Source organism: Nocardiopsis sp. NPDC055824 (assembly GCF_053616335.1).
Window position 1 is genome coordinate 1 of record NZ_JBSHDN010000187.1, and the last position, 12,414, is coordinate 12,414.

Consider the following 12,414-nt stretch of genomic DNA (forward strand, 5'->3'; position numbering starts at 1 on the left):
GGGACCCGTGGTCCCGGCCCGCCGCGCGGTCATCCGTGATGCCTCAGACGTTGAAGCCCAGCATGCGCAGCTGGTCCCGCCCGTCGTCGGTGATCTTGTCCGGACCCCACGGCGGCATCCAGACCCAGTTGATCTTGACCTCGCGCTCGAACTCGTCGAGGGCGCTGTTGGCCTGGTCCTCGATCACGTCCGTCAGGGGGCACGCCGCGCTGGTCAGCGTCATGTCCAGGGTGATGACCTGGTCGTCGGCGCTCACCCCGTACAGCAGGCCCAGGTCGACGACGTTCACGCCCAGCTCGGGGTCGATCACGTCCTTGAGCGCCTCGCCGATCTCCTCGGCCAGCGCCTCCGCCTCCGGGGAGAGGGGCGCGGTCTCGGGGGCCTCGGCAGCCTCGGCCGTTGTCGTCTCGTTCTCGCTCATCAGACGCCTTCCTTCTCCATGGACTGCGACACCGCGTCCTTCCACGCCATCCAGCCCAACAGGGCGCACTTGACGCGCGCGGGGTACTTGGACACCCCGGCGAACGCCACGGCGTCCTCCAGGACGTCCTCGTCGGGCTCACCCTTGCCCCGGGACTGCATCAGCTCCGTGAAGGCGTCCAGGGTGGTCATGCCCTCGGCGACCGTCCGTCCGATCAGCAGGTCGGTCAGCACCGAGGTGCTGGCCTGGCTGATCGAGCAGCCCATCCCCTCGTAGGAGACGTCGCTGACGACGGCCTTCTCGTCGAGCCCGGCCGAGCCCTCGGCCGGGGTCAGCGCCACGCGGAGCGTCACCTCGTCCCCACAGGTGGGGTTGATGTGGTGGGCCTCCGCGTCGTGCGGATCCCGCAGCCCCTTGTGGTGCGGGTTCCGATAGTGGTCCAGGATGATCTCCTGGTACATCGCGTCCAGCTGCATGGTCAGGCTGTTCCTCGTTCTAGGGCCGGGTTCCGAAGAACCCCTGGGCGTCCCTGATGGCCCCCACCAGCGCGTCCACGTCCTCCAGCGTGTTGTAGAGGTAGAAGGACGCGCGCGTGGTCGCCTGGACCCCCAGTGTGCGGTGCAGCGGCCAGGCGCAGTGGTGGCCCACACGGACCTCCACGCCCCGGTCGTCGAGCACCTGGCCCAGGTCGTGCGGGTGGATGTCGTCCACGACGAACGACACCGCGCCGCCGCGGTCGACCGCCTCGGTGGGACCGATGATCCGCACGCCCTCCAGCGCGCCCACCCGCTCGAGCGCGTACTCGGTGAGTTCGTGCTCGTGCGCGGCGACCCGGTCCATGCCCACCTTCGACAGGTAGTCGCAGGCCGCGGCGAGGGCGACGGCCTGGGGGGCCATCGGCACGCCGGCCTCGAACCGCTGCGGCGGCTCCGCCCACGTGGAGTACTCCATGTGGACGACGCCGATCATCGATCCGCCGGTGATGAACGGCGGCATCGCCTCCAGCAGCTCCCGGCGGCCCCACAGGACGCCGATGCCGTTGGGGCCGAGCATCTTGTGCCCGGAGAACGCCAGGAAGTCGACGCCCAGCTCGGTGACGTCCACCGGCATGTGCGGAACCGACTGGCAGGCGTCCAGGACCGTCAGGGCGCCGACCTCGCGGGCGCGGGCGACGACGGGCGCCACCGGGTTGACGGTGCCCAGCACGTTGGACTGGTGCGTGAACGCGACCACGCGGGTGCGCTCGTTGACCAGTTCGCCGATGCCGGACAGGTCGAGGCGGCCCTCCCCGGTCACCGGGAACCACCGCAGCGTCGCGCCGGTGCGCCGACAGAGTTCCTGCCACGGCACCAGGTTGGCGTGGTGCTCCATCTCGGTGACGACGATCTCGTCACCGGGACCCACCTGGAAGCCGCGCAGTCCCTCGTCGGCGGTGGCGGCGTTGCCCATGGCGTACGCCACCAGGTTGATCGCCTCGGTGGCGTTCTTGGTGAACACCACCTCGCCGGCGTCGCCGCCGATGAACCGGGCGATGGTCTCCCGGGCCGACTCGTAGGCGTCGGTCGCCTCCTCCGCGAGCTGGTGCGCACCACGGTGCACCGCCGCGTTGTGGCGTTCGTAGAACTCACGTTCGGCGTCGAGCACCTGGCGGGGCTTCTGCGAGGTGGCCCCGGAGTCGAGGTACACCAGCGGACGCCCGTCGCGGACGGTCCGGGAGAGGATCGGGAAGTCCTCCCGGAGCGCCGCGACGTCAAGCGGACCGGCGTCGGCCCGACCGAACTCGCGGACTGTCGTCATGGGTTACGCGCCCACCTTCACGAAGCGCTCGTAGCCGTCGGCCTCCAGCACGTCGGCCAGCTCGGGCCCGCCGGACTCGGCGATGCGGCCCTGGGCGAAGACGTGGACGAAGTCCGGCTTCACGTAGTTGAGGATGCGGGTGTAGTGCGTGATGAGCATGACGCCCATCTCACCGTCGGCCTTGGCGCGGTTGACTCCCTCGGAGACGACCTTGAGCGCGTCGACGTCCAGGCCGGAGTCGGTCTCGTCCAGGATCGCGACCTTGGGCTTGAGCAGCTCCAGCTGGAGGATCTCGTGGCGCTTCTTCTCACCGCCGGAGAAGCCCTCGTTGACGCCGCGGGCGGCGAAGGCCGAGTCGATGGACAGGTCCTTCATCGCGCCCTGGAGCTCCTTGGAGAACTGCCGGAGCTTGGGGGCCTCGCCGCGCACCGCCGTGACGGAGCTGCGCAGGAAGTTGGACATGGAGACGCCGGGCACCTCGACCGGGTACTGCATGGCCAGGAACACGCCGGCGCGGGCGCGCTCGTCCACGCTCATGTCGAGGATGTTCTCCCCGTCGATGAGCACCTCGCCCTCGGTGATCTCGTAGCGCGGGTGGCCGGCGATCGCGTAGGCCAGGGTGGACTTGCCGGATCCGTTGGGGCCCATGATGGCGTGGGTCTCACCGGAGTTGATGGTCAGGTCGACGCCCTTGAGGATCTCCTGCCTCTCGTTCTCACCGATGAGAACGTCGGCACGCAGACCGCGGATTTCGAACTTCGTCATGTCAAAGCCTCAGGAATTCTTCTCGTCCAACGACACGAGTACGTCGTCGCCGTCGATCTTCACGTCATAGGTGGAAACCGGCTGGGTCGCGGGCGGGTTGATCGGCGCCCCCGAACGCAGGTCGAAGCAGGAGCCGTGCAGCCAGCACTCGATGGTGCCGTCCTCGACCTCGCCCTCGGAGAGGCGGACCTCGGCGTGCGAGCACACGTCCCGCACGGCGAACACCTCACCCTCGGAGCGGACCAGCGCGATGGGTGTCTCGTCGTCGGTCTCGACGCCGAGGACCCCCTCCTCGGGGATCTCGGCGAGCTCGGCGACCTTCACCCAGCGAGTGCCCTCACTCATGCTCGGCCAGCTTGCGCTCGACCTTGTCCATGATCCCCTCGCGCAGCTCACCGACCGGGATGCGGTTGATCAGCTCGAGGAAGTAGCCGCGGATGACCAGGCGGCGGGCCTCGTCCTCCGGGATGCCCCGCGAGCGGAGGTAGAACAGGTGGATGTCGTCGAGGCGGCCGCTGGCGGCGGCGTGGCCGGCGCCCTCCACCTCGCCGGTGAAGATCTCCAGGTTGGGCACCGAGTCGACGCGGGTCTCGTCGGTGAGCTGGAGGTTGCGGTTGTGCTCGTACGAGTCGGTGCCGGTCGTGCCCTCGCCGATGATCACGTCACCGATCCACACGCCGTGCGCGCCCTTGCCGCTCAGCGCACCCTTGTACTCCACCCGGGACCGGGTGTTGGACATGTTGTGGTCGATGAGCGAGCGGTGCTCGTGGTGCTGGCCGTCGCCGGTGAAGTACAGGCCGTGGAGCTCGGCGTTGGCGCCGCGCCCCTTGTAGGCCACCTTCGGGGAGAGCCGGACCAGGTCGCCGCCGAGGGTGACCACGATCGACTTGAACGTGGCGTCCTTGGCGACCTGCGCGTTGTGCTGGGACACGTCGACGGCGTCGCGGTCCCAGTCCTGCACGCTGATCAGGGTCAGGCGCGCGCCCTCGGCGACGTGGATGTCCACGCTGCCCGCACGGATGCCCGTACCGGTCTGGTTGAGGACGACGATCGCCTCGGCCAGCGGTTCGACGTCGATGACGTACTGGTCGAAGCGGGTGCCGCCCTGGGCCTCCCGGTTGATGACGACCGGCTGCTCCAGGGCCTTGCCCTTGGCGACCGTGACGATCGTGGCCTCCTCGAAGGAGGTGTAGGCCTGGGCGATCACGCGGTCGGCCGGGAAGCCCGCGGTGCCGAGCCTGGCGTCGCCGCGGCCGACGGTCTCGACGGTGACGCCCTCGGGGGCGTCGATGTCGAGCTTGTCGGCGCCGCCGGCGACGGCGGTGCCGTCGTGCAGGCCCTTGAGGCGGCGGACGGGCGTGAAGCGCCACTCCTCCTCGCGGCCGTTGGGGACGGGGAAGTCGTTCACGTCGAACGACCCGTGGGTCGCCAACTTGGAGAACGGGATGTCCCCGAGGCCGTGGCTGTGGGCCTTGGGTTCGATGCTGGGGCCGGTCAACTTAACCAACCGCTCCTTCCATCTGAAGCTCGATCAGCCGGTTCAGTTCCAGCGCGTACTCCATGGGCAGCTCGCGCGCGATGGGCTCGACGAACCCGCGCACGATCATGGCCATGGCCTCGTCCTCGTTCATGCCCCGGCTCATCAGGTAGAAGAGCTGGTCCTCGCTGACCTTGGAGACGGTCGCCTCGTGCGCGAGCTCGGCGTCGTCCTCGCGCAGGTCGTTGTAGGGGTAGGTGTCCGAGCGGCTGACGGTGTCGATCAGCAGCGCGTCGCACTTGACCGAGGACTTCGCGTTGTGCGCGCCCTCCTGCACCTGCACCAGGCCCCGGTAGGAGGCGCGGCCCCCGCCGCGTGCCACCGACTTCGAGACGATGGTGGACGAGGTGTTGGGAGCGCAGTGCACCATCTTGGAACCGGTGTCCTGGTGCTGGCCCTCGCCCGCGAAGGCGATGGACAGGGTCTCGCCCTTGGCGTGCTCGCCCATGAGGTACACGGCCGGGTACTTCATGGTCACCTGGGAGCCGATGTTGCCGTCGATCCACTCCATGGTCGCGCCCTCTTCGGCGATGGCGCGCTTGGTGACCAGGTTGAAGACGTTGTTCGACCAGTTCTGGATGGTCGTGTACCGGCAGCGGGCGTTCTTCTTGACGATGATCTCGACGACCGCGGAGTGCAGCGAGTCCGACTTGTAGATCGGCGCGGTGCAGCCCTCGACGTAGTGGACGTAGGCGCCCTCGTCGACGATGATCAGCGTCCGCTCGAACTGGCCCATGTTCTCGGTGTTGATCCGGAAGTAGGCCTGCAGCGGGATCTCGACGTGCACGTTCTTGGGCACGTAGATGAACGACCCGCCGCTCCACACCGCGGTGTTGAGCGCGGCGAACTTGTTGTCGCCGGGCGGGATCACCGAGCCGAAGTACTCCTCGAAGATCTCCGGGTGCTCCTTGAGGGCGGTGTCGGTGTCGAGGAAGATGACACCCTGCTCCTCCAGGTCCTCGCGGATCTGGTGGTAGACGACCTCGGACTCGTACTGCGCGGCGACACCGGAGACCAGGCGCTGCTTCTCCGCCTCGGGGATGCCGAGCCGGTCGTAGGTGTTCTTGATGTCCTCGGGCAGTTCCTCCCAGGAGGTGGCCTGCTTCTCCGTGGACCGCACGAAGTACTTGATGTTGTCGAAGTCGATCTTGGACAGGTCCGCGCCCCAGTTGGGCATGGGCTTCTTGTCGAAGAGCTTGAGGGACTTGAGCCGGAGCTTGGTCATCCACTCCGACTCGTCCTTCTTCGAGGAGATGTCGCGGACGACCTCCTCGTTCAGGCCGCGGCGGGCGGTAGCCCCCGCCTTGTCGGAGTCGGACCAGCCGAACTCATAGTTTCCGATCCCTTCGAGCTCGGGATGCGCGATAGACGTCATGCGCGGACTCCTCCAGGACTCAGGTGTCCTTGTGGTGAACTGAGCCGCCCGCCCCCTGGCGGATGGCCTCTGACGCGGGGGTTTGGCTGTCCCCGCCCGCCACGTCGCCCCGAGGGGTGACGTGCGTGGTGCACACACCGTCGCCGTGGGCGATGGTGGCCAACCTGCGCACCGGGGTGCCCAGAAGTCGTGAGAAGGCCTCGACCTCGGCTTCGCAGAGCTGCGGGAACTCCGCGGCCACGTGGGCGACCGGACAGTGGTGTTGGCACAGCTGGTCACCGCCGCCGGGTGCGGGCGCCCGGCCCGCGGTGGCGGCGTAACCGTCGTTGGAGAGTGCCTCGGCCAGGAGCCGGACGCGCTGTTCCGGGGGGACAGCGTCCAGCAGGGGCCTGTAGCGCCTCTCCAGATCGGCGACCTGACTGCGGGCGAACTCGCCGACGGCCCCGTCCCCGGCGGTCTCCGCCAGGAAGCGGAGCGCGCTGGTGGCGAGGTCGTCGTAGGCGTGGACGAAGGCGTCCCGCCCGGCCTCGGTGATGGCGAAGACCTTGGCGGGCCTGCCCCTGCGGCGCTGTCCGCCGTGGGGCCGGGCGTCGCGGGCCTCGACCATGCCCTCACCGGTCAGGTTGTCGAGGTGGCGGCGGATCGCCGCCGGAGTGAGTCCGAGCCGCTCCCCCAGGGAGGATGCGGTGATCGGGCCCTTCTCCAGGATGAGCCGCGCGACGCGGGCGCGGGTGCCGGTCTCGGCCCCGCGGTCGGGTCCGGCCAGGGCACGGGGCACACTGGTCGCCTCGGGCACGGCGCTCCCCTCCCTCGTCGTACGCAGCTCGTGGTTTTGACAACATCAGTGTGGCCTAAATAAGTCCGTTGAGGCAAACGCCGCTCCATGCCCTTCATCACGAAGGTCAGGCTTGCCTAACAGCGGGTTCATGCTCCCGAAACCCGAGGTCGCCACCGCGCGAGGGGCCGGGACGATCCGGGTTGCCCGCATGTTGATACCGCACGACCAGGATGTGGACCTCCCGAGTTTTCGGCGGCTCCTCCCCGAGCGGGGCGGTGAAGGGCCCCGCCCGGCCGCACGTAAACTCAGGCCCCATGGACACAGCCGCGGTCGAGGTCGTCGACCTGGTCAAGCGCTACGGCGCCACCACCGCAGTCTCCGGCCTCACGTTCAGCGCGCGCCGGGGTGCGGTGACGGCCCTGCTCGGCCCCAACGGGGCGGGCAAGACGAGCACCATCGAGATCTGCGAGGGCTTCCGTCGCGCCGACGGCGGGCGGGTCCGGGTCCTGGGCCTGGACCCCGTGGCCGACGCCACCGCCCTCAAGCCCCGCGTCGGGGTGATGCCCCAGTCCGGCGGGGTCCCCACCGGCGCCCGCGCGGCGGAGTGGCTGAACCTGATGGCCTCCTTCCACGCCAGCCCGATCGCCCCCGCCCTCCTCATGGAGCGGCTGGGGCTGAACTCCGTGGCCGCCACCCCCTTCCGCCGCCTGTCCGGCGGCCAGCAGCAGCGCCTCTCCCTGGCCTGCGCCGTGGTCGGACGGCCCGAACTGGTGTTCCTGGACGAGCCGACGGCGGGCCTGGACCCGCAGGCGCGCATGGCCACCTGGGACCTGGTGTCGGCCCTGCGCGAGGCGGGCGTGGCGGTCATCCTGAGCACCCACCACATGGAGGAGGCCGAACGGCTGGCCGACCACGTGGTCATCATCGACCGCGGCGCCGTGGTCGCCGAGGGCGCGCCGGCCGCGCTCACCGAGGGGCGCCGCGAGGTGTGCTTCTCCAGCACGCCCGTGGACTCCTCCGCGCTCCTGGCCGCCCTGCCCGAGGGCAGCAGGGTCGCCGACGGCGCCACCGCGGACGGCCGCCGCGAGTACGTGGTCACCACCGACGACGCCGCCGCGCTCGGTCCGGAGTTCCTGGCCACGGTCACCGCATGGTGCGCGTCGGCCGGCGTCCTCGCCGAGGACCTGCGCGTGCGACGGCGTACCCTCGAAGACGTCTTCCTCGAACTCACGGGCCGGGAACTGCGCGACCAATGACCGAGCACACCTCCAGCACCACCACGCGGGCCGCCGACGCCCCCCCGACCACCCCCTCCCGGGGCGGCGGCGCCTCGCTGTTCACCCCTGCGCCCGGGGCCGCGCCCATGTGGCGGATGGTCGCCTCGCAGGCCCGCATGGAACTGCGGGTGATGCTCCGCCACGGCGAGCAGTTCCTGCTGACCATGGTCATCCCCGTCCTCCTGCTGGTGGGTTTCAGCCTCACCTCGGTCCTGGACGTGGGCCCGGGCCCCCGCGTCGACGCCCTCACGCCGGGCGTCCTGGCGCTGGCGGTGATGTCGACGTCGTTCACCGGCCTGGCCATCGGCACCGGCTTCGAGCGGCGCTACGGGGTCCTGAAGCGCCTGGGGGCGACGCCGCTGTCCCGGTTCGGCCTCCTGGCCGCCAAGACGCTGGCCGTCCTGGGCGTGCAGGCCATCCAGATCGCGCTGCTGTGCACGGTGGCGCTGGCCCTGGGCTGGTCCCCCGACCCCGACCCGGCGGGCGTGCTGTCGGCGGTCGCCCTGGTGCTGCTGGCGACCGCCGCGTTCAGCTCGCTCGGCCTGCTCATGGCCGGCACCCTGCGGGCGGAGGCGACCCTGGCCGGGGCCAACCTGGTGTACGTGCTGATGCTCGGACTGGGCGGCGTGCTGTTCCCGACCAGCAGCTTCCCCGCGCCGCTGGAGCAGGCCGCCTCGCTGCTGCCGGTCGCCGCCCTCAGCTCGGGCCTGCGGACCGTCCTCGCGGACGGGTCCCTGCCGGGCTGGGGCGCGTTCGCGGTCCTGGCCGTGTGGGCCCTCGTCTGCGGACTGCTCGCCAGCCGCCTCTTCCGCTGGGAGTGACGCCCGCGGGCCTCCCGGGAGGGGGCGGTCCCCGCGCCCGCGCCCGCCGCTCCTAGGATGGGGCGCATGCTCGACGTCGACGCGGTCACCGAGATCCTCCGCGAGGCGGCGGAGGCGGCGGTCCTCCCCCGCTTCCGGTCCCTGTCCGAGGGCGAGGTCACCGAGAAGGCCCCCGGCGAGCTCGTCACGGTCGCCGATCGCGAGGCCGAGGAGCTGATCGGCGCCCGCCTGCGCGACGTCGTCGCGGCGCCGGTCGTGGGCGAGGAGGCCGCCTCGGACGACCCCGGCCTGCTCCGCGCCCTGTACGGGGAGCCCGTGGCGTGGCTGGTCGACCCGGTCGACGGAACCCGCAACTTCGTCCGGGGCGACACGCGCTTCGCGGTGATGGCCGCCCTGGTGCGCCACGGCGAGACCGTCGCGGCATGGATCCTGCGCCCCACCGAGGACCGGGTCTACGTCGCGGAGCGCGGGTCCGGCACCTGGCGCGACGGCGTGAGGGTGCGCCGGGAGCCCGCACCGGCCGATCCGGCCCGCCTGCACGGCTCGGCCGCGACGCGGTTCCTCGCCCCCGCCGCGAAGCGGCGCGTGGAGGAGGCCGCCACACGCTTCGCGTCCATGGGACCGGGCTCGCACTGCGTCGGGGTGGACTACCCGCTCCTGTTCGAGGGCGGGCAGGACTTCCTGCTGTTCCACAGGACCCTGCCCTGGGACCACGCCCCCGGCTCCCTGATGCTGACCGAGGCCGGAGGCGTGTGCCTGCGCCCGGACGGCGGCGAGTACCGTCCGGGCGACGACGCCGTGGGCCTGCTCTGCGCCTCCGACGACGAGTGCTGGAAGACCGCCCGGTCGCTCCTCGTCGGCTGACACCGGACCGGGGCGTCGCCGCGGGGCCGTCCGGGCCTCGGGGGCCCGTCGCGGATCAGCCCATGGGGAGCAGGCGCCACTGCTGGTGGGCGTGGGAGCCGTCGGGCGCCTGGACGATCGCCGTGCCGTTGTCGGGCGCGCCGCCCTGCCCTTCGAGGGCGCGGCCCGTGGCCCGGTTGACCAGCCGGACGACGCCGCTGCCGACCTCGACCACCGACCAGTGCTGGTTGGGCGCCCCGGTGCGGGTGAGCAGCGTGGCGGCGGGCTGCGCGGGGTCGGCCGCGACCTCCAGGACCTTGCCGCTGCCGACGCCCTCGATCTCGTAGAAGCCCTGTTCGTCGAGCGGGACGAACCTCCACTGCTGGTTCTCCGCGTCGTGGCGGTCCCACAGGTGGACGGGGGCCCCGTTGTCGGTGGAGGCGCCCGCGACGTCGGCGACGCGGTCGCCGTGCACGTTCTGGAGGACGTAGGCGAGTGAGGGGTCCATCCCGGCGGGGTGGACGTACTCCTCTTCCTCCTCGGGCTCCCCGGTCTCCTCCGGCGCGCCGGAGGGCTCGACGAGGATGCCGGAGACCACGTCCATCCCCGGTTCCTCCTGTTCTCCGGAGCCGGCGGCGAGGAGGCCGCCCGTGTAGCCGCCGATGACGGCGACGAGGACGAGCGCCAGCGCTCCGACGAAGACCGGCCAGGTCGGCACGTGCCGTTCCTGGACACGGGGGGCACTGCGGGCTCGGCGTCGGGACATGTGAGGACACTCCAGCGGGCGACGGGTGAGGGCCGTGTCGGCCACGGCCCCGCACTATTTGACACCACTTGACGTACTTCGCGCACGTTCGCCCTCGACCTCCCGCCGGGGCGGGCCTCGATAGGGTCCCGCCATGGAAGCCATCGGAGTCCCCTGGTTCATCGTGGTCCGGTACCTCGGACCGCCGCTCATGCTGCTCGTGGCGGGCGGCGCACTGCTGGTGTGGCGCCCGCCCGCCCGCCGGGGGCTGGTGTGGGCCGCCCTGGTGACGAACCTCGTGGCGGCGGCGCTGCCGTTCCTGTGGATCGGGTTGCAGATCCTCACCGACCAGGCGGAGAGGACGGTGTTCGGCCTGGTCATGACCCTGCTCCAGCCCCTGGTCGTGGTGGTGGCCTGGCTGCTGGTCCTGACCGCCGTGATCCACCGCCCGCCCGCCGTCCCGCCCGTGGTCCCGGCCGCCGGGGCGCATGCGGAACCCCGGAGGTCGCGCGCGCGTGCGGGGACCGCGGGACCGGAGGGCCGCCGGGACGAGGGCGGGGAGGCCGAGCGGAGAACCGAAAACGTAGGATGAATACCCATGAGCACCCCGGCCACCCCCAAGGAACCCTTCTCCCTGCGGACCGCGGCGGAGGCGATACCGCCGGTCTGGCTGGTGATGGTCAGCATCGTCTCCGTGCAGACCGGCGCGGGCGTGGCCAAGAACCTGTTCGAGGAGCTTCCCCCGGCCGCCGTCGTGTGGCTGCGGCTGCTCACCTCGGCGGTGCTCCTGGTCCTGCTGGTCCGTCCCGCGCTCCGGGCCCGCAGCCGGACCGACTGGCTGGTGGTGGTCGGCTACGGCGTCGCGCTGGCGATGATGAACTTCCTCATCTACCAGGCGTTCGCGCGCATCCCGCTGGGGATCGCGGTGACGATCGAGTACCTCGGACCGCTGGCCATCGCGATCCTGGGCTCACGGCGCAGGATCGACCTCCTGTGGGCCGGGCTGGCCGGGCTGGGCGTGGTGGCGCTGGGCCTGGAGTCGGGCTCCATGGACCCGCTGGGCATCCTGTTCGCGGTGCTCGCGGCGGTGGCGTGGGCGGGGTACATCCTGCTCAGCGCGGCCACGGGGCAGCGTTTCAGCGGCGCCTCCGGCCTGGCGTTCGCCAGCGTGGTCGGCGTGGTGATCATGGCCCCGGCCGGGATCGCGGAGGGGGGCGCCGCCCTGCTGGACTGGCGGCTGCTGCTGTTCGGCCTGGTGGTGGGCGTGCTCTCCTCGATCGTCCCCTACACCCTGGAACTGAACGCGCTGCGCCGGATGCCGCCCCGGGTGTTCGGCGTGCTGATGAGCCTGCAGCCCGCCGCGGCCGCGGTGGTGGGGCTCGTCCTGCTGGGCGAACTGCTCTCGCCCTGGCAGTGGTTCGCGGTGGGGTGCGTGATCGTCGCCAGCGCCGGCTCCACCCGCACCTCCGCCCGCGAGCGCGGCGGACGGACGCGCGGCGGCTCGCCCGCCCCGTCCCCGCCGGAGGACCACCGGAGGGGTTGAGACCCGCACGGCGGTTCGACCCGGTTCTCCTGTCAAGATTTTCAGTTACCCGACACCTCTCGTAATCACTTACGAAAAAGGTGTCTTGAGCTGCCATGACACTGACAAGATCGCGACCGCGGAGACCCCCCGCGACCCCACCTTGGAGAACCTGGTTGACTACTCTGCGTTTCCGAACGTGATCAAACGGTTATCAGTCCTGGTGGGTCGGCCGACCTCTTCGAATATTCGCTCTCGAAAGGGAAGCAATGCGCACCGCTGCCAAGATCACCATGACCGCTCTGTTCGCCGCCGGACTCCTCGGCATGGGCACCGGGGCCGCCCTGGCGGGCGAGAAGGGCTCGGACATCGAGGCGTACGAGGCCTGCACCAGCCAGCAGAGCTTCCTCGGTCTGATCAACCTGGACCTGAACCTGCTCAACCAGTGCATCGCGAACTACAACCGCTAATGCCTGTTTCCTGAACCGGGTCCCGGTTCGGGGGAGCGGTTCGTGCGCCCGGGGGCACGCCCC

General features: G+C 70.8%; 15 protein-coding genes. 6 read left to right on the forward strand and 9 right to left on the reverse strand.

From position 1 onward, the window contains the following. Positions 1–43: 43 nt before the first annotated feature. From ACWGL3_RS26205 to ACWGL3_RS26240, 8 genes are read right to left on the reverse strand one after another with little or no spacing between them, the layout of a single operon-like run. Positions 44–421 (reverse strand): metal-sulfur cluster assembly factor, encoded by a 378-nt coding sequence (locus ACWGL3_RS26205; protein WP_267949047.1) that lies wholly within the window; start codon positions 419–421, stop codon positions 44–46. Then, positions 421–897, reverse strand: a complete 477-nt coding sequence (sufU, locus tag ACWGL3_RS26210) for a Fe-S cluster assembly sulfur transfer protein SufU (RefSeq protein ID WP_267949046.1) — start codon at positions 895–897, stop codon at positions 421–423. Before sufU ends, ACWGL3_RS26205 begins: the two co-directional genes overlap by 1 nt. Positions 898–916: 19 nt before the next feature. Beyond that, on the reverse strand, positions 917–2,218 hold the full coding sequence (locus ACWGL3_RS26215) for a cysteine desulfurase (RefSeq protein ID WP_267949045.1): 1,302 nt from the start codon (positions 2,216–2,218) through the stop codon (positions 917–919). Between the two features lie 3 nt (positions 2,219–2,221). Continuing rightward, positions 2,222–2,983 (reverse strand): Fe-S cluster assembly ATPase SufC, encoded by a 762-nt coding sequence (gene sufC, locus ACWGL3_RS26220; RefSeq protein WP_267949044.1) that lies wholly within the window; start codon positions 2,981–2,983, stop codon positions 2,222–2,224. A 9-nt stretch (positions 2,984–2,992) separates the two neighbouring features. After that, a complete protein-coding gene (locus ACWGL3_RS26225; RefSeq protein ID WP_267949043.1) occupies positions 2,993–3,328 on the reverse strand; it encodes a non-heme iron oxygenase ferredoxin subunit in 336 nt (111 codons plus the stop codon). Continuing rightward, a complete protein-coding gene (gene sufD / locus ACWGL3_RS26230; protein ID WP_267949042.1) occupies positions 3,321–4,481 on the reverse strand; it encodes a Fe-S cluster assembly protein SufD in 1,161 nt (386 codons plus the stop codon). Before sufD ends, ACWGL3_RS26225 begins: the two co-directional genes overlap by 8 nt. A gap of 1 nt (position 4,482) precedes the next feature. Beyond that, positions 4,483–5,895, reverse strand: a complete 1,413-nt coding sequence (gene sufB, locus ACWGL3_RS26235; RefSeq protein WP_267949041.1) for a Fe-S cluster assembly protein SufB — start codon at positions 5,893–5,895, stop codon at positions 4,483–4,485. A gap of 19 nt (positions 5,896–5,914) precedes the next feature. Further along, on the reverse strand, positions 5,915–6,691 hold the full coding sequence (locus tag ACWGL3_RS26240) for a helix-turn-helix transcriptional regulator (protein WP_267949040.1): 777 nt from the start codon (positions 6,689–6,691) through the stop codon (positions 5,915–5,917). Positions 6,692–6,987: 296 nt separating this feature from the next. Here ACWGL3_RS26240 and ACWGL3_RS26245 point away from each other — a divergent pair, with 296 nt between their 5' ends. From ACWGL3_RS26245 to ACWGL3_RS26255, 3 genes are all read left to right on the forward strand, one after another. Then, entirely contained in the window at positions 6,988–7,929 is a 942-nt protein-coding gene (locus ACWGL3_RS26245; RefSeq protein ID WP_452461907.1) for an ABC transporter ATP-binding protein, read from the forward strand. Further along, on the forward strand, positions 7,926–8,771 hold the full coding sequence (locus ACWGL3_RS26250) for an ABC transporter permease (RefSeq protein ID WP_452461908.1): 846 nt from the start codon (positions 7,926–7,928) through the stop codon (positions 8,769–8,771). Before ACWGL3_RS26245 ends, ACWGL3_RS26250 begins: the two co-directional genes overlap by 4 nt. Before the next feature lie 66 nt (positions 8,772–8,837). Then, positions 8,838–9,635, forward strand: a complete 798-nt coding sequence (locus ACWGL3_RS26255; protein WP_344182367.1) for an inositol monophosphatase family protein — start codon at positions 8,838–8,840, stop codon at positions 9,633–9,635. Positions 9,636–9,690: 55 nt separating this feature from the next. On the opposite strand, the gene ACWGL3_RS26260 is transcribed toward ACWGL3_RS26255, so the two are convergent. After that, the gene (locus tag ACWGL3_RS26260; RefSeq protein WP_267949036.1) at positions 9,691–10,380 is read right to left on the reverse strand and encodes an RICIN domain-containing protein; all 690 of its coding nucleotides are present in this window, start codon (positions 10,378–10,380) and stop codon (positions 9,691–9,693) included. A gap of 133 nt (positions 10,381–10,513) precedes the next feature. On the opposite strand from ACWGL3_RS26260, the gene ACWGL3_RS26265 reads away from it, so the two are divergent. From ACWGL3_RS26265 to ACWGL3_RS26275, 3 genes are all read left to right on the forward strand, one after another. Further along, positions 10,514–10,951: a hypothetical protein gene (locus ACWGL3_RS26265; protein WP_452461909.1), complete on the forward strand. Its 438-nt coding sequence runs from the start codon at positions 10,514–10,516 to the stop codon at positions 10,949–10,951. A 6-nt stretch (positions 10,952–10,957) separates the two neighbouring features. Then, positions 10,958–11,902: an EamA family transporter gene (locus tag ACWGL3_RS26270; protein WP_267949034.1), complete on the forward strand. Its 945-nt coding sequence runs from the start codon at positions 10,958–10,960 to the stop codon at positions 11,900–11,902. 248 nt (positions 11,903–12,150) lie between these two features. Beyond that, entirely contained in the window at positions 12,151–12,351 is a 201-nt protein-coding gene (locus ACWGL3_RS26275; protein ID WP_267949033.1) for a hypothetical protein, read from the forward strand. Positions 12,352–12,414: the final 63 nt, after the last annotated feature.

Bases quoted from the DNA above. Each gene is read 5' to 3' on its own strand.
- ACWGL3_RS26255 (WP_344182367.1), top strand. From the start codon at position 8,838: ATGCTCGACGTCGACGCGGTCACCGAGATCCTCCGCGAGGCGGCGGAG.
- sufC (WP_267949044.1), bottom strand. From the start codon at position 2,983: ATGACGAAGTTCGAAATCCGCGGTCTGCGTGCCGACGTTCTCATCGGT.
- ACWGL3_RS26205 (WP_267949047.1), bottom strand. From the start codon at position 421: ATGAGCGAGAACGAGACGACAACGGCCGAGGCTGCCGAGGCCCCCGAG.
- sufU (WP_267949046.1), bottom strand. From the start codon at position 897: ATGCAGCTGGACGCGATGTACCAGGAGATCATCCTGGACCACTATCGG.
- ACWGL3_RS26270 (WP_267949034.1), top strand. From the start codon at position 10,958: ATGAGCACCCCGGCCACCCCCAAGGAACCCTTCTCCCTGCGGACCGCG.
- ACWGL3_RS26215 (WP_267949045.1), bottom strand. From the start codon at position 2,218: ATGACGACAGTCCGCGAGTTCGGTCGGGCCGACGCCGGTCCGCTTGAC.
- ACWGL3_RS26260 (WP_267949036.1), bottom strand. From the start codon at position 10,380: ATGTCCCGACGCCGAGCCCGCAGTGCCCCCCGTGTCCAGGAACGGCAC.
- sufB (WP_267949041.1), bottom strand. From the start codon at position 5,895: ATGACGTCTATCGCGCATCCCGAGCTCGAAGGGATCGGAAACTATGAG.
- ACWGL3_RS26250 (WP_452461908.1), top strand. From the start codon at position 7,926: ATGACCGAGCACACCTCCAGCACCACCACGCGGGCCGCCGACGCCCCC.
- ACWGL3_RS26225 (WP_267949043.1), bottom strand. From the start codon at position 3,328: ATGAGTGAGGGCACTCGCTGGGTGAAGGTCGCCGAGCTCGCCGAGATC.
- ACWGL3_RS26265 (WP_452461909.1), top strand. From the start codon at position 10,514: ATGGAAGCCATCGGAGTCCCCTGGTTCATCGTGGTCCGGTACCTCGGA.
- ACWGL3_RS26245 (WP_452461907.1), top strand. From the start codon at position 6,988: ATGGACACAGCCGCGGTCGAGGTCGTCGACCTGGTCAAGCGCTACGGC.
- ACWGL3_RS26275 (WP_267949033.1), top strand. From the start codon at position 12,151: ATGCGCACCGCTGCCAAGATCACCATGACCGCTCTGTTCGCCGCCGGA.